This window comes from Rugamonas sp. FW305-51 (genome assembly GCF_058786935.1).
On the sequence record NZ_JBYSZG010000031.1, the window covers coordinates 57,766 to 71,819 of the forward strand.

14 protein-coding genes are annotated in these 14,054 nt (G+C 64.5%); 9 read left to right on the forward strand and 5 right to left on the reverse strand.

Annotation, left to right across the window (positions count from 1 at the left end; all coding sequences use genetic code 11):
- The first annotated feature begins 143 nt into the window (after window positions 1-143).
- From AC3WOS_RS19720 to AC3WOS_RS19735, 4 genes are all read left to right on the forward strand, one after another.
- Complete coding sequence (locus tag AC3WOS_RS19720) at window positions 144-581, forward strand: antitoxin Xre/MbcA/ParS toxin-binding domain-containing protein (protein ID WP_492717805.1); 438 nt, start codon at window positions 144-146, stop codon at window positions 579-581.
- On the forward strand, window positions 582-1,301 hold the full coding sequence (locus tag AC3WOS_RS19725; protein ID WP_492717807.1) for an RES family NAD+ phosphorylase: 720 nt from the start codon (window positions 582-584) through the stop codon (window positions 1,299-1,301). It begins immediately after the preceding gene.
- Between the two features lie 165 nt (window positions 1,302-1,466).
- Window positions 1,467-1,796 carry a DUF2288 domain-containing protein gene (locus AC3WOS_RS19730; RefSeq protein ID WP_492717808.1) on the forward strand — a complete coding sequence of 110 codons (330 nt, stop codon included), beginning with the start codon at window positions 1,467-1,469 and terminating at the stop codon, window positions 1,794-1,796.
- A gap of 62 nt (window positions 1,797-1,858) precedes the next feature.
- Window positions 1,859-2,572, forward strand: a complete 714-nt coding sequence (locus AC3WOS_RS19735) for a GntR family transcriptional regulator (protein WP_492717810.1) — start codon at window positions 1,859-1,861, stop codon at window positions 2,570-2,572.
- A 190-nt stretch (window positions 2,573-2,762) separates the two neighbouring features.
- Here AC3WOS_RS19735 and AC3WOS_RS19740 read toward each other — a convergent pair whose 3' ends face one another.
- The 3 genes from AC3WOS_RS19740 to AC3WOS_RS19750 form a co-directional block, all read right to left on the reverse strand.
- The gene (locus AC3WOS_RS19740) at window positions 2,763-4,127 is read right to left on the reverse strand and encodes an 8-oxoguanine deaminase (protein WP_492717811.1); all 1,365 of its coding nucleotides are present in this window, start codon (window positions 4,125-4,127) and stop codon (window positions 2,763-2,765) included.
- Window positions 4,128-4,252: 125 nt separating this feature from the next.
- Window positions 4,253-5,608, reverse strand: coding sequence for a nucleobase:cation symporter-2 family protein (locus tag AC3WOS_RS19745; protein ID WP_492717812.1), 1,356 nt, complete (start codon window positions 5,606-5,608; stop codon window positions 4,253-4,255).
- Between the two features lie 402 nt (window positions 5,609-6,010).
- Window positions 6,011-7,084: a helix-turn-helix transcriptional regulator gene (locus AC3WOS_RS19750; protein WP_492717813.1), complete on the reverse strand. Its 1,074-nt coding sequence runs from the start codon at window positions 7,082-7,084 to the stop codon at window positions 6,011-6,013.
- Between the two features lie 120 nt (window positions 7,085-7,204).
- Between AC3WOS_RS19750 and AC3WOS_RS19755 the strand changes: the two genes are divergently transcribed.
- Together AC3WOS_RS19755 and AC3WOS_RS19760 are read left to right on the forward strand one after the other, a co-directional pair.
- On the forward strand, window positions 7,205-8,821 hold the full coding sequence (locus tag AC3WOS_RS19755) for an AMP-binding protein (protein WP_492717815.1): 1,617 nt from the start codon (window positions 7,205-7,207) through the stop codon (window positions 8,819-8,821).
- 23 nt (window positions 8,822-8,844) lie between these two features.
- On the forward strand, window positions 8,845-10,293 hold the full coding sequence (locus AC3WOS_RS19760) for a coniferyl aldehyde dehydrogenase (RefSeq protein ID WP_492717817.1): 1,449 nt from the start codon (window positions 8,845-8,847) through the stop codon (window positions 10,291-10,293).
- A 1-nt stretch (window position 10,294) separates the two neighbouring features.
- Here the strand turns inward: AC3WOS_RS19760 and AC3WOS_RS19765 are convergent, their stop codons facing one another.
- Window positions 10,295-10,960 (reverse strand): TetR/AcrR family transcriptional regulator, encoded by a 666-nt coding sequence (locus AC3WOS_RS19765; RefSeq protein WP_492717819.1) that lies wholly within the window; start codon window positions 10,958-10,960, stop codon window positions 10,295-10,297.
- Window positions 10,961-11,162: 202 nt separating this feature from the next.
- Here AC3WOS_RS19765 and AC3WOS_RS19770 point away from each other — a divergent pair, with 202 nt between their 5' ends.
- The 3 genes from AC3WOS_RS19770 (at window position 11,163) to AC3WOS_RS19780 (ending at window position 13,324) form a co-directional block, all read left to right on the forward strand.
- Window positions 11,163-12,329: an acyl-CoA dehydrogenase family protein gene (locus AC3WOS_RS19770; protein ID WP_492717820.1), complete on the forward strand. Its 1,167-nt coding sequence runs from the start codon at window positions 11,163-11,165 to the stop codon at window positions 12,327-12,329.
- Window positions 12,330-12,432: 103 nt separating this feature from the next.
- Entirely contained in the window at window positions 12,433-12,780 is a 348-nt protein-coding gene (locus AC3WOS_RS19775; protein WP_492717822.1) for a GFA family protein, read from the forward strand.
- 109 nt (window positions 12,781-12,889) lie between these two features.
- Window positions 12,890-13,324 (forward strand): VOC family protein, encoded by a 435-nt coding sequence (locus AC3WOS_RS19780; protein ID WP_492717824.1) that lies wholly within the window; start codon window positions 12,890-12,892, stop codon window positions 13,322-13,324.
- Between the two features lie 122 nt (window positions 13,325-13,446).
- Here AC3WOS_RS19780 and AC3WOS_RS19785 read toward each other — a convergent pair whose 3' ends face one another.
- A complete protein-coding gene (locus AC3WOS_RS19785) occupies window positions 13,447-13,779 on the reverse strand; it encodes a hypothetical protein (RefSeq protein ID WP_492717826.1) in 333 nt (110 codons plus the stop codon).
- Between the last annotated feature and the right edge of the window lie 275 nt (window positions 13,780-14,054).

Below are 14,054 nucleotides of genomic sequence, written 5' to 3' on the forward strand. Positions count from 1 at the left end.
CACAGTTTCGACCCAATTAGACAACGGAGCCAAAAACGAGGACCGGCACCGCGGCTTAACGGGGCATACCCTGAGGAAAAACCGCGCGCACGATTGCCAATCATCCTGAAATGGAGTATAAAGAATCCATAAACGGAGGATATATGCATCCCACCTACGCCTACCCCAAGAGCCGCTTCGAACCCACGGTACTGGTCGACCTGAACGCCAAGGCCGAGCGCGAGCGCCTCTCCAAGTCCGCCCTGAAGGGCTTCTTCCGGCTGGCCGCCGCCTGGAACCTGCGCGACGACGACGCCCGCGAACTGCTGGGCGGGCTCTCTTCCAGCGCCTACTACGAGTGGAAAAAGCATCCGGAACGGGTGCTGGAGGTGGACCGCATCACGCGCATCTCCTACCTGTTGGGCATCTACAAGGCGCTGCACATCCTGTACGGCGACAAGCTGGCCGACGAGTGGGTCAGCCTGCCCAACACCAACCAGATTTTCGGCGGCCGCACCCCGCTGGCCCACATGCTGGGCGGCGGCCTGCTGGCCATGCAGACGGTGCGCCAGCTGCTCGACGCACGCCGCGGAGGGCTGTAAGTGCCGGTCAGCCTGATCCCCCGCCTCACGCCTCCCCTGACCACGCTGCGCCAGTTCGACACCTGCCGCCTGCTCCCGTCGCGCTTTGCCGACGTGGAGGATTCGGTGCTGGCGCCGCTGGCCGAGGACGACGACCACCTGCACGACCTGTTCGACCTCGACAACGCCACCAACGCGCGCCTGGTGGCGCAGCACGGCGGCGCGCCCGGCATCAGCATGGACGAACTGGTGTTCGGCGTGCCCAACTTCCGCATCATCAACGCCGCCTTCACCTACGCCCGCCCGGAGGGCAGCCGCTTCAACGACGGCCTGCGCGGCGCCTGGTACTGCGCCTTCGAGGTGGAAACGGCGCTGGCCGAAGTGTGCTTCCACAAGACCGTGGAGTACATGGAGATCAACCGTTTCGACGACAGCGTGAACTACCAGACCATGCTGGCCGACTTCACAGCCAGCTTCCACGACCTGCGCTCCCAGCCCCGCTACGCCGGCTGCCTGGACCCGGCCAGCTATATCGACTCGCAGCAGCTGGCCGGCCGGCTGCTGGACGCCGGCTCGATGGGTGTGATCTATCCCAGCGCGCGCCGGCCCGAGGGCACCAACCTGGCCTGCTTCCGTCCGGCCCTGGTGGGCAATGTGCGCAAGGGGGACGTGTATCGCCTGAGCTGGCACGGCACGCCCGAGCCGCGCATCGAACAGGTGGCGCCGGCGGCCGATAGTTGAGCAATCAACAATCTTCGCAGTCCCGATATCGCCAACGGCCGGGCGATCGGTTAACATGTGCGTATCCCATGGGCGTATCCCATGACCGTATCCAGCCGCCTATGCGATCGCTGGATACGATGACCGTATGCGGCCACAGGCCACATCCATTACTGAAGAACATGTATGCAAACCAAACCTGAAAACGACACCGACCTGCGCCTCAAAGTGAACCGCGAAACCGCCCGCCTGCCATGGACTGAACTGCTCAAGCATTTCGCCGCCGGTAACGTGGTGTGGGTGGCCAACTCGCTGGACCTGGTCGACGTGGCCGTGCGCATCTCGCATGACGACAAGGCCAATATCAGCCAGTGGATGAACAGTGGCCTGGTGGGCAAGGTGTCGGACCAGCAGGCCCAGAGCTGGCTGGAGTCGGACGCCGAGCTGTGGGCCGTCGTGGTCAGTCCGTTCATCCTCGTACAGCAGGAAAAAGCCAGCGCAAAGAACGTTCACTAAGCGTCCACCAAGCATCCACTACGCAGCCAGCACGCCATCGACCTGCCACCATCGCCCACCCTATGAGCACCACACCAGCAACCGCGGACGATATCCAGACCGGCGGCGCCAGCTCCAGCGAGATCGCCAACCACATCGCCGAAGCCATCGCCGCGCGCAAGCTGCCGCCCGGGACCAAGCTGCGCGAGGAGGCGCTGTGCCGGCTGTACTCGGTCAGCCGCACCAAGATCCGCGCCGCCCTGCTGATCCTGTCCAAGGACAACCTGATCAAGATCGTGCCCGACAAGGGCGCCTTCGTCAGCCAGCCCAGCGAAACGGAATCGCGCGACATCTTCGCGGCGCGCCGCATCATCGAAGGGGCGCTGGCGCGCGAGTTCGTGGCCAAGGCCCGTCCGGCCGACTATCGCATGCTCGAGCAGCACCTGAAGGCCGAACGCAAGGCCCTGGCCGGCGGCCAGAATTCCAAGGAACGCTCGCAGCTGCTGGGCGACTTCCACGTGCTGCTGGCCGACGTGGTGGGCAACCACGTGCTCAAGGAGATCGTGCGCGAACTGGTGGGCCGCAGCACCCTCATCACCATGCTGTACCAGTCGGACCGCGACGCCGTCTGCTCGTCGGACGAGCACACCACCTTCCTGGAGGCGGCCAAGGCCGGCGACGCCGAGCGCGCCGCCAGCCTGATGCTGCACCACCTGAGCCATGTGGAAGCGGCCTTGCGTTTCGACGGCAGCGCCGCCGAGGGACGGCGCGACCTGGTCACCGCCTTGCTGATGTAGCCCGCCGGCGCCTACCGCCGTAAAGTCAAGGAACCTCCAAGCCGGCTTCGTGGACAAAAATGGGGACGTACCCCTTTTCTTGGAAATGGGGACGTACCCCTTTTTCTTGGAGCGTCGATTGACAAGACCGCTAACTTAACGGCAGTACCGCCGTCGCCTGACGGCAGCGGCGTCACAGGCAGCCCCCGGTTCAGGCGCCGGTAGCCAGCGCCAGCTCCCGTGCCAGCTGGTTGTGGCGTTCGATCACCAGCGGCAGGTCGACCGTGCCCAACACGCCGTCGCGTACCACCACCTTGCCGTTGATGATGCTGTAGTTGACGTTGGACGGGGTGCAGAACACCAGCGCCGCCACCGGGTCGTGCAGCGCGCCGGCAAAGCCGATCTGGTCCAGCTTGAACATGACGATGTCGGCCGCCATGCCCGGCTTGAGCGCGCCGATGTCGTCGCGGTTGAGCACCCTGGCGCCGCCCAGCGTGGCCACCTCGAGCGCCTGGCGCGCCGTCATGGCGTCCGGCCCGTAGCCCACGCGCTGCAGCAGCATGGCCTGGCGCACCTCGCCCAGCATGTGGCCGGAATCGTTGGAGGCGCAGCCGTCCACGCCCAGGCCCACGGACACGCCCTGGTCCAGCATCTTGCGGATCGGCGCGATGCCGGAAGCGAGGCGCATGTTCGAGCACGGGCAATGGGCGATACCAGTGCCGGTGCGGCCGAACATGTAGATCCCGTCGTCGTCGAGCTGCACGCAGTGCGCGTGCCACACGTCGTGACCCACCCAGCCGCAATCCTCGGCGTATTCGGCCGGCGTCATGTTGAACTTCTCGCGGCTGTAGGCGATGTCGTTGGCGTTTTCCGCCAGGTGGGTGTGCAACGACACGCCGTAGCTGCGCGCCATGGCCGACGCTTCCTTCATCAGGTCGCGCGAGACGGAGAACGGCGAGCATGGGGCGACCACGATGCGCTCCATCGCGTAGCGGTTGCTGTCGTGGTAGGTCTCGATCAGGCGCTGGGTATCCCTGAGGATCGCGCCCTCCTCCTCCACCACGCGGTCCGGCGGCAGGCCGCCCTTGGACTGGCCCACGCTCATCGAGCCGCGCGCCGCGTGGAAGCGCATGCCGATCTTGCGGGCCGCCTCAATGCTGTCATCGAGCAGGCAGTCGTTCGGATAGATGTACAGGTGGTCGCTGCTGGTGGTGCAGCCCGAGAGGATCAGTTCCGACATCGCCGTCAGGGTGGAGACATGCACCATGTCGGCCGTCAGGTTGGCCCAGATCGGATAGAGGTTGGTCAGCCAGTTGAACAACTCGCCGTTCTGCGCGGCCGGGATCACGCGCGTCAGGCTCTGGTACATATGGTGGTGGGTGTTGATCAGGCCAGGCATCACCACATGATTGGCGGCGTCGATCACCTCGTCCGCCTCCTGCGGCAGCGAGGCGGTGGGTCCCACCTGCACGATCACATTGTCGCGGATGAAGACACCGCCGCCGGCGATCTCGCGCCGTTCGTCATCCATGGTCACCACTACGCGGGCGTTCTTGATCAAGAGAGTCTTAGTCATTTTTTGTCGAAATAAGAAGAATGAAAAAACACTGCGGAAACAATGCACGCGCACTGCGGAAACAATGTGAATGGCCAAAGCCGGCAATCGCTTGCCGGCCTTGAAAAATGTTGCAGGGTGCTAGTTTAAGCTGCTTCGCGCTCCTGCGTCAGGAAAGCCTGGGGGACGTCCTCTTCATCATCGTCGTCCAGCTCGACGGGACGCTCGGGCAGCACCAGGTTCAGCGCCACGGCCACCAGCGCGCCGACGGTGATGCCGGAACCGAATACTTCCTTGACGAAGGCGGGCAGCTTGGACAGCAGGTCCGGCCGCACGGTCACGGCCAGGCCGCAGCCGATGGCCACCGCCATGATGATGCCGTTACGCTTAGTGTGCTCCACATGGCTCAGCAGCTGGACGCCGGCCGAGATAATCATGGCGAACATCATCAGGCCCGCGCCGCCCAGCACCGGCTGGGGAATGGTGACGACGATGGCGCCCAGCACCGGGAACAGGCCGGCCAGGAACAGCATCACGCCGGTCAGCGCCACCACGTGGCGGCTGGCCACACCGGTCAGCGATACCACGCCCACGTTCTGGGCAAAGGTCGATACGGGAGGGCTCGACAGCAGCGCGGCGAAGGCCGAACCGACGCCGTCGCACAGGATGCCGCGCGCCAGCGTCTTGCCGCGCATCTTGGTGTTGGTGGCCGCGCCCAGCGCCATGAAGGTGCCGGTCGTTTCCACCATCGTCACCAGGAAGGCCACACCCATGGCGACGATGCCGGCCACGGGGAACGACAGTCCATAGTGCAACGGCTGCGGCAGGGCGAACACCTGGGCGTTGCGCACCTGCGAAAAATCGATCATGCCGAGCGAGACGCACAGCAGGTAACCGACGAACATGCCGATCACCACGGCGGCGGCGGACACGATGCCTTTACCGAACTGCACCAGCATGATGACGGTGACCAGCACGAAGGCGGCGATGCCCAGGTTGAGCGGCGCGCCGTACACGGCACCCGGCGCAAAACCGCCGGCCGCCCAGTCCACCGCCACCGGCACCAGCGACAGGCCGATCATGGTGACCACCACGCCCGTGACGGCATGGGGGAACAGCTTGCGGATCTGGGGCATGAAGAAGCTACCGGCGATCATCACCACGGAGCCGGCCAGCGAGGAGCCGAGGATGCCGGGCACGCCGTGTTCCAGGCCCACGGAGATGGCCGCGCCCACAAAGGCGAAACTGGTGCCCATCACGCATGGCAGGCGGATACCGATCGGGCCCACGCCCTTGCACTGGATCAGGGTGACGATGCCGGAACCGAGCAGCGCCGCGTTAATCAGGGTGATGATCTGGTCGGCCGGCAGTTTGAGGGCGGCCCCCACTACCAGCGGTACTGCGATGATGCCGCCCAGCGCGGCCAGCATATGCTGAGCGGCCAGCAGGACTGTAGTGAATAAAGGCGGCCGATCCTCGACCTGAAACAACAAGTGATTCATGAACTTTGTCTCCATCTATTTTATGTAGGGCGTTACGTACTACCGACTGCGCGTAAGGCATGCCCAAGGCCGAACGCATTTCAATTCGAGTGCCGCTGCGCGCGCGGCTGCGGCCGGGCGCGTGGTTCAAGCTTGTATTCGGTGGTGCTGGTGTGACGCCGCGGAACGGGCCGCGATAGACGGGATCGGGTGACGATCGCCGTAACCAGGTTGCTGCCAAGGTGTGTGCAGTCCTGTTGTTGGCGATATTGCGCTCGCGTGGATTCATTGTCAACCGATTTTGTATACAATTTTTGGGTATAAAACAACGTTGGCGCGAGGCGAAGCCATGGTACACAGTTGAGGTTTTCTTTTGCACTGCCGGCCAGCCCGCGAATGGGGCGGCACAGTATCAGCCCGGCCTTATGGCGCGGCCTGCCCTTCGACCTGGAACCGGCGCCGGTACTCGCGCGGCGTCTGCCCCTGCCAGCGCCCGAACGCGCGGCTGAAATTGGCCTGGTCGCTGAAACCGGTGCGCTCGGCGATGTCGCTCATGGGCAGGGCCGACTGGCGCAGATACCAGCACGCCAGCTCATTGCGCACCTCGTCCAGCAGCTGCTGGTAGCTGAGGTCTTCCGACTCCAGCCGGCGCACCAGCGTGCGCGGCGACAGCGCCAGGCGGCCGGCAATGTCGGCCAGCGTGGGCCAGGCCGGCTGCCCCTGATGCATCAGGTGGCGCACGCGCGCCCCTATGCTGCCGGCCAGCCGGGTCAGCTCCTCGTCGCCGGCCTTGCACATGCGGGCATGCAGGTCGGCGTCGGCCGTCTGTGACGCTTCGTCCGCGACCTGGAGCGGGAAGCGGATGGCCGGCACCTTGCCGCCGTACTCCACCTGCCACGCGCTGGCGGCGGCGCCGTCCGGCGTGCCGGGCGCCTGCCACGGCAGCACGACGATGGCCTGGCGCAGCGCCGCCTCGTCCGCGATGGCGCGGAAGATATTGAACGTCGCATGCACCGTCGCTCCCTGCAGGAAGCGGGTGTACTGGTGCAGCGGCACGCGTGGATGCAGTTCCAGCGTGGCGTAGCCGCCGGCGCGCTGGCAGCGGTACTGAAACAGATGGTCGCGGATATGGGCGTAACGCACAAACGTTTCCATCGCCGTCCACAACGTGGGACTGGACATGGCTGCCATGCCTTTCAACCCGTGCGCCGCGGCCGGTATCGCCAGGCCCAGTTCGATGCCGAAGTCCGGGTTGGCCGCCGCCTGCACCGCGTCCAGCAGCGGCAGCACGTCGAGGAACGGCAGTAGCCTGCCCTGGCCCGACACCGGCCACGGCAAGGCCAGCCCGCGCGCATGCAGGAACTTAGCCAGGATCTGGACGTAGGCGGAATGGATGCAGGGTTCGAACCATGCGGACGGCAGCGCACTGCCGGCGGCCGGTATGGCAGGCCCGGACTGCGCCATGCGGGAGGCTGGGGAGGTGGCTGGGCTGCTCATTGTGGCATTTTAAGATAAATTAATGGCGCGATCAACACTGGTGCGTCTTGCCCTTGTGCCCCACAATCGTTCACTCTGGAGACATATCCACCGTCATCACAACAACAGGATACCCGCAATATGCAAGAGTGCACCGCCCTGCCCGCCCACATCGACCCCGATGCCTATCCATCCGTCACCGCCATGCTGGAGCAAGCGATGGCGCGCTACGCGGGCCAGCCCGCGTTCACCTGCCTGGGCCAGACCCTGAGCTACGCCGACATCGACCGCCAGTCGCGCGCCTTTGCCGCCTACCTGCAGCAGGCGCTGGGCGTGAAAAAAGGCGACCGCATCGCCGTCATGTCGCCCAATTTCATGGCCTTCCCGATCGCCTTCCTGGGCATAGCCCGCGCCGGCGCGGTGCAGGTCAACGTCAATCCCATGTACACGCCGCGCGAACTGGAGCACCAGCTGAACGACGCCGGCGTCGAGGTCATCATCGCCTACAGCGGCATTTCGGCGACGGTGGCCGAGGTGATGCCGCGCACGGCGCTCAAGACCGTCATCATCGCCACCCCGGGCGACGGCACGGCCGTCGAGATGCCCAGCCCGCCGGTCGATGCGCGCCTGACCTCCGCCGTCATGCTGGCCGACGCGCTGCAGGCGGGCGCCGGCCTGCCGTTCGCGCCCGTCGCGCTGACGGGCGCGGACCTGCTGTTCCTGCAGTACACGGGCGGCACCACCGGCCTGTCCAAGGGCGCGGCCCTGTCGCACCGCAACGTGGTCGCCAACGTCGAGCAGTTCAAGGCCATCATGGCCGACTGCGTGGTGCCGGGCGACGAGGTGATCGTCACGGCGCTGCCGCTGTACCATATTTTCGCGCTGACGGTGAACTTCCTCAGCTTCTTCACGGTGGGCGCGCACAACTGGCTGGTGCCCAATCCGCGCGACATGGACGGCTTCATCGACGTGATGAAGGCGGCCCGTCCCACTTCCTTCATGGGCGTCAACACCCTGTATGCGGGGCTGGTGGCGCACCCGCGCATAGTCGAAGTGGACTTCTCCCGCCTGCGCCTGGCCGGCGGCGGCGGCGCGGCCGTGATCGAAACCACCTCGGCGCGCTGGATGGCCATTACCGGGCGCTTCATCCGCGAAGGCTACGGCCTGTCCGAGACCAGCCCCATCGTCACCTTCACGCCGGGCGACGTGACCTCCTTCACCGGCACCACCGGCCTGCCGCTGCCGGACACCGACATCAAACTGCTCGACGAGAACGGCGACCAAGCGGCGCCCGGCGCGGCGGGCGAAGTGTGCGTCAAGGGTCCGCAGGTCATGCGCGGCTACTGGCAACAGCCGGAAGCCAACGCGGCCGCCTTCACGGCCGACGGCTACTTCCGCACTGGCGACGTGGGCGTGTTCGACAGCCGCGGTTTCCTCAAGATCGTGGACCGCAAAAAGGATATGATCATCGTCTCGGGCTTCAACGTGTTCCCCAACGAGATCGAGGCCGTGGCGTCGGCCTGCCCCGGCCTGCTGGAATGCGCCTGCGTGGGCGTGCCGGACGAAAAGACCGGCGAGGCCGTCAAGCTGTTTGTCGTACGTGCGCCGCAAGCGCAGCTGAGTGAAGCCGAGCTGACGGAGTTCTGCCGCAAGGAACTGACCGCCTACAAGGTCCCCCGGCAGATCGCCTTTGTCGATGCGCTGCCCAAGTCCGCCGTAGGCAAGATCCTGCGCCGCGAACTGCGCACCCCCGCCTGACCCTTACACAGGAAGGAACGAACATGAACGCACCCACCTCCCACCTGGACCAGATCCAGATCCCGGCCGACTTCCAGTCCTGCTTCGAGCGCCAGCGCGCGGCCTATCACGTGCACCCGGAACCCAGCTACGCCGAACGCCGGCGCGACCTGCAGCAGCTGGCCCGCATGCTCAAGGAAAACCGCGAAGAGCTGGTGGCCGCCATCAACCGCGACTACGGCAACCGCTCCGAATTCGAGACCCTGTTCGCCGAATTCTTCGTGGTGCTGGAAACGATCAAGGATTCCATCAAGGACCTCAAGGGCTGGATGCGCCCCCAGCGCCGCAAGATCGACATCATGGTGCACCCGCTGGCCACCAACCGCGTGATCCCGCAGCCGCTGGGCGTGGTGGGCGTGATCGTGCCGTGGAACTTCCCGCTCAACCTGACTTTCTGCCCGCTGGCCTCCATTTTCGCCGCAGGCAACCGCGCCATGGTCAAGATGTCGGAAAACTCGCAGCACCTGGCCGAACTGCTGATGCGCATCAGCCCCAACTACTTCCCCGAAGATAAGCTCAAGTTCTTCGAAGACGGCAATGGCCGCGGCCCGGCCTTCTCGTCCATCCCGTTCGACCACCTGCTGTTCACCGGCTCCGGCGCCACCGGCCGCGCCGTGATGGCCAACGCGGCCCGCAACCTCACGCCCGTCACGCTGGAACTGGGCGGCAAGTCGCCCGCTATCGTCGGGCCGGATTATTCGATCAAGACGGCGGCCGAGCGCATCCTGTGGGTCAAGCTGTTCAACGCGGGGCAGATCTGCACCACCATCGACTATGTGTTCATCCCGGAACAGGCGGTGGAGGAATTCGTGGGCCACTGCACGCGGCTGTTCGCCGAGCGCTATCCCGACATCAACGGCGCCGACTTCACCTCCATCATCGACCAGCGCTCCTACGAGCGCCTGGGCCACACGCTGGAGGACGCGCGCGCCAAGGGCGCCCGCCTGGTCAACCTGGCCGGCGACCAGAAGCCGGACGCCGCGCTGCGCAAGTTCGCGCCCCACATCGTGCTCAATCCGACCCCGGAAATGCTGCTGTCGCAGCGCGAAATCTTCGGCCCCATCCTGCCGGTGCGCACCTACCGCGACAAGAAGGAAGTGGCCGAATACATCAACCGCCGCGACCGTCCGCTGGCCATCTACCCCTACACCAACGACAAGGCGCTGGCGCAGTTCTACATCACCCATGTGATGTCGGGCGGCGTATCGGTCAACGAAGCGCTGCTGCACGTGGCCCAGCACGACCTGCCGTTCGGCGGCGTGGGGCCCAGCGGCATGGGCCACTACCACTCACGCGAAGGCTTCAACACCTTCTCCAAGCTGCGGCCCGTGTTCTACCAGGGCCCCGTGTCGGCGATCCAGATGCTGTTCCAGCCGCCCTACACGGGCCGCGCCATGAAGCTCCTGAACCTGCTCATCAAGCTCAAGACCTGAGTCAGGACCTCAGCCCGGCCTTGCCGCCCGGCGCAGGCAAGGGCGCGGGCCGGGCGATGGCGCTCCACACCACGTGCGTCAGCAGTTCCGCCATCTCCTGGCGGCGCTGCGGCGTGTCGTCGTCGCGCAGCATCTGGGCACAGCTGCGCTCCGTGGCCCAGCTCAGGATGTCGGCCACTTCCGGCTTCACATCGGGATGGGCGCCGCCGGCCGCCTCCAGCCTGGCGATGATGCGGCGGAAGTCGTGCACCACCTCGTTCACAAGGCCGCGGTAGATCTCGGCCACGCCGGGATCGTAGGCCGACAGTTCCACCGTGGCGCGCATGGCGGCGCGATGGCGGTACTGGATATCGATCGTATCCTCCATGAACGACAGGAACTCGGCGCGGCCGAACTGGTCCAGGTTGGCCAGCTTGGCCTTGGCCGCGTGGCGCACCTCGCGCCCGACCTGGGCCATCAGGTGGCGCACGATCTCGCCCTTGTTGCGAAAGTGCAGATAGAACGTGGCACGGGCGATGCCGGCCTCCTTGGCCAGCTGCTCGATCGACAGCGTGGTGAAGCTTTCGCCCTTGTTCAGCAAACGTTCGCAGGCGCTGATCACGCTGGCGATGGTGGCGGAAGGCTTGTCGGCGCCATCGTTGCGCGGACGGAGGGTGACGGATCGCATCTGGCTGTTCTTTCTCGGATTGCACACGGGCCGGCGCGACGGGCGGCGGCCAAGACAGGCGCCATTGTAGCGCCCTGGCCCCGCAAACCGTTACCGCGGGCGCCCATGCGCCCATTACGCCACAGTATTGGACATCATGTCTAGACCTATCGACCATCTTCGGCTAGCATGGTTATTTGTCAACGACAGCTGAAGGACGCACATGAGTGGCACTAACCCCGGCGACTTTACCGCCGCCGACATCGCCGCAATCGAAGACGCCGCGCGCCGCTTTGCCGCGACCGAGATCCGGCCCTACCTGGAAGACTGGGAAGAAGCCGGCGAATTCCCGCGCGCGCTGTACGGCAAGCTGGCCGAACTGGGCTGGCTGGGCATGGGCTATCCGGAGCAACTGGGCGGCACGCCGGCGCCGTGGGCCCTGAAAAATGCCTTGTCGGTCACGCTGTCGCGCCATTGCGGCAGCGGCGGCGTGATGGCCGGCGCCTTCAGCCACACCATCGGCCTGCCGCCCATCCTGCGCCACGGCAGCCTGGAGCTGCAGCAGCGCGTGATCCCCGACGTGCTGGCCGGGCGCAAGATCGCCGCGCTGGCCATCACGGAACCGGGCGGCGGCTCGGACGTGGCCACCCTGCGCACCACGGCCCGGCGCGATGGCGACAGCTACGTGATCGATGGCGAAAAAGTGTTCATCACCTCCGGCATGCGGGCCGACTGGATCACGGTGGCCGTGCGCACGGGCGCGGAACACGGCGGCGTGGGCGCCGTCTCGCTGCTGGCCGTGCCGGGTGACGCGGCCGGCCTGTCGCGCGCGCGCCTGAAGAAAATGGGCTGGCTGTGTTCCGACACGGCCCATTTGCGCTTCGACGGCGTGCGCGTGCCGGCCGCCAACCTGATTGGAGAGGAAGGCAAGGGACTCAAGATCGTCATGTCCAACTTCAACGGCGAGCGCATGTCGCTGGCCGCGATGGCGCTGGGCATGGCCGAATGCTGCTACGACGAAGCGCTGGCCTGGGCCCGCGAGCGCAAGACCTTCGGCGCCGCGCTGGTCAACCACCAGGTGGTGCGGCACAAGCTGGTGGACATGAAGATGCGGATCGAGTCCACCCGCGCCTGGCTCAACAACATAGCCGAGCGGGCCGACCGCCAGCAGACTGGGCCCGACTGGGTGGCCGACGTGTGCATGCTCAAGAACCACGCGACCCAGACCATGCAATTTTGCGCCGACCAGGCCGTGCAGACGCTGGGCGGCATGGGCTATATGCGGGGCATGGCGAGCGAGCGTATCTATCGTGAAGTAAAAGTGGCCATGATCGGTGGCGGCGCGGAAGAAATCATGAAAGAATTAGCAGCTCGTCAACTCGGCATCTGACGCCGCGGCCAGGTCCGCGGCGCGGGCCGGGTCCCATCAACCTATTGCCTCACACGGCGCCAGGATGCCTGGCCCGCGAGAGACAGATTTCCAGGAGTGGCCCATGAAATACAAAGGCAGCTGCCATTGCGGCAAAGTCGCATTTGAAGTCGAAGGTGAAATCAAGGGAGCGTTGGCATGCAACTGCTCGATCTGCCAGCGTAAAGGCTCGCTGCTCTGGTTTGTGCCGCGCGCGGAGCTGCACCTGCTCACGCCGGAAGACGCGGCGAGCACCTACATGTTCAACAAGCACGTCATCAAGCACAATTTCTGTCCCGTGTGCGGCATCCACCCGTACGGTGAAGGCACCGACCCCAAGGGCAACGCCGTCGCCGCCATCAACATCCGCTGCCTCGAAGACATCGACCTGAGCACCATCCCCGTCCAGCAGTTCGACGGCCGCGCGCTCTGACCGGCCGCAAAACCGGGGACGTAACACGGTTTTTTCTATACTTGGGACGTAACACGGTTTTTCGCGTTACGTCTCCAAGTTACTGACGCCAACCAGCGAAGAGGCTAGATTGATTTCCCATGTTTTCATTGGCATCACGGATTTTCAACGGGCGTTACGATTCTATTCTGCGGTCATGAAGGAGCTTGGGCTGCAACTGAAGTTCCAGGATGCGGCCAGGCCGTGGGCGGGGTGGATGAAGGAGGATGCTCCGCGCCCCCTGTTCCTGATCGGCACGCCATTCGACGGCGAACCGGCCGCAGCGGGCAATGGCCAGATGGTTGCACTGCTGGCACCATCGCGCGCGGCGGTCGACCGCGCATATGCAAGTGCCTTGGACAACGGCGGCTTCTGCGAAGGTTCGCCGGGGTTGCGGCCGCACTATCACCCGGACTATTACGGCGCATATTTTCGCGATCCGGATGGGAATAAGATTGGCGTTTGCTGCCATGATGCTGCGCAGGGGGATGCTGAGCCGGTATCGACATCGCTATCCGGCGACTAATCTTAGGCAACGGCATTCAAGATTGGGGCCATTGTAGAATAATGAACAGCCTGCGTTTTTAGAGTCACAGTCGGCTTCCGCCCCGTTGCGGACCCTCGTATTCGGTCCTTCGAGGCACCATATCAATATCGGACTAGGAACTTTGGAAAGCCGACATTGAAATACCATTGGGCTATGCAAAGTACGATCGGCGCCAATAGAAATGTAATAGAGGCCCGTTCTATACGAGCGCCTACAGACCGTGGACGACGCCAGTCTTCAATAACGACAATTCCAAAAGCTACGATCCAAATGCTCAGTGCTATGTACGGAAGAACGCCGCTGGCAATTATCCAGAACTCTTTGAAATCACTTTCACCACCGCCAACATTCAACCAGTCATATTTGTACGATGTGTAAGCCCAAGCAAATCCAAATGCCGAGGCAAGACTATTACACCATCTAATCAGGTTCACGTTTGCATTTCCTTCTGGGTTACCTATGACCGGCTGCTAGTGGCCGTACCCGGCCGACGCCAGCCAGCGTAGTATCTTGCCCGCCTGAAAGGTTCACACTTTGTCACTCCAGGTGCTGTCGCCCCATCTCGGACCTTCGCAAAAAATCGGCTCGGGAAAACTTTTATGGAATTCCAAAAAGTTCCTTGGTGACGGCCTCGGTGCGCGTCAAGATAGTTGTCGCATAAGTCCGGTTTTAGAATGCGTCGATTCTGTCCTTTCCTCAGCAGGTTATG

What these genes read in the sequence shown, in the direction of transcription:
- AC3WOS_RS19775 (WP_492717822.1), top strand. Translation starts at nt 12,433, where the DNA reads ATGAAATACAAAGGCAGCTGCCATTGCGGCAAAGTCGCATTTGAAGTC.
- AC3WOS_RS19720 (WP_492717805.1), top strand. Translation starts at nt 144, where the DNA reads ATGCATCCCACCTACGCCTACCCCAAGAGCCGCTTCGAACCCACGGTA.
- AC3WOS_RS19760 (WP_492717817.1), top strand. Translation starts at nt 8,845, where the DNA reads ATGAACGCACCCACCTCCCACCTGGACCAGATCCAGATCCCGGCCGAC.
- AC3WOS_RS19740 (WP_492717811.1), bottom strand. Translation starts at nt 4,127, where the DNA reads ATGACTAAGACTCTCTTGATCAAGAACGCCCGCGTAGTGGTGACCATG.
- AC3WOS_RS19765 (WP_492717819.1), bottom strand. Translation starts at nt 10,960, where the DNA reads ATGCGATCCGTCACCCTCCGTCCGCGCAACGATGGCGCCGACAAGCCT.
- AC3WOS_RS19750 (WP_492717813.1), bottom strand. Translation starts at nt 7,084, where the DNA reads ATGAGCAGCCCAGCCACCTCCCCAGCCTCCCGCATGGCGCAGTCCGGG.
- AC3WOS_RS19735 (WP_492717810.1), top strand. Translation starts at nt 1,859, where the DNA reads ATGAGCACCACACCAGCAACCGCGGACGATATCCAGACCGGCGGCGCC.
- AC3WOS_RS19730 (WP_492717808.1), top strand. Translation starts at nt 1,467, where the DNA reads ATGCAAACCAAACCTGAAAACGACACCGACCTGCGCCTCAAAGTGAAC.
- AC3WOS_RS19745 (WP_492717812.1), bottom strand. Translation starts at nt 5,608, where the DNA reads ATGAATCACTTGTTGTTTCAGGTCGAGGATCGGCCGCCTTTATTCACT.
- AC3WOS_RS19770 (WP_492717820.1), top strand. Translation starts at nt 11,163, where the DNA reads ATGAGTGGCACTAACCCCGGCGACTTTACCGCCGCCGACATCGCCGCA.
- AC3WOS_RS19755 (WP_492717815.1), top strand. Translation starts at nt 7,205, where the DNA reads ATGCAAGAGTGCACCGCCCTGCCCGCCCACATCGACCCCGATGCCTAT.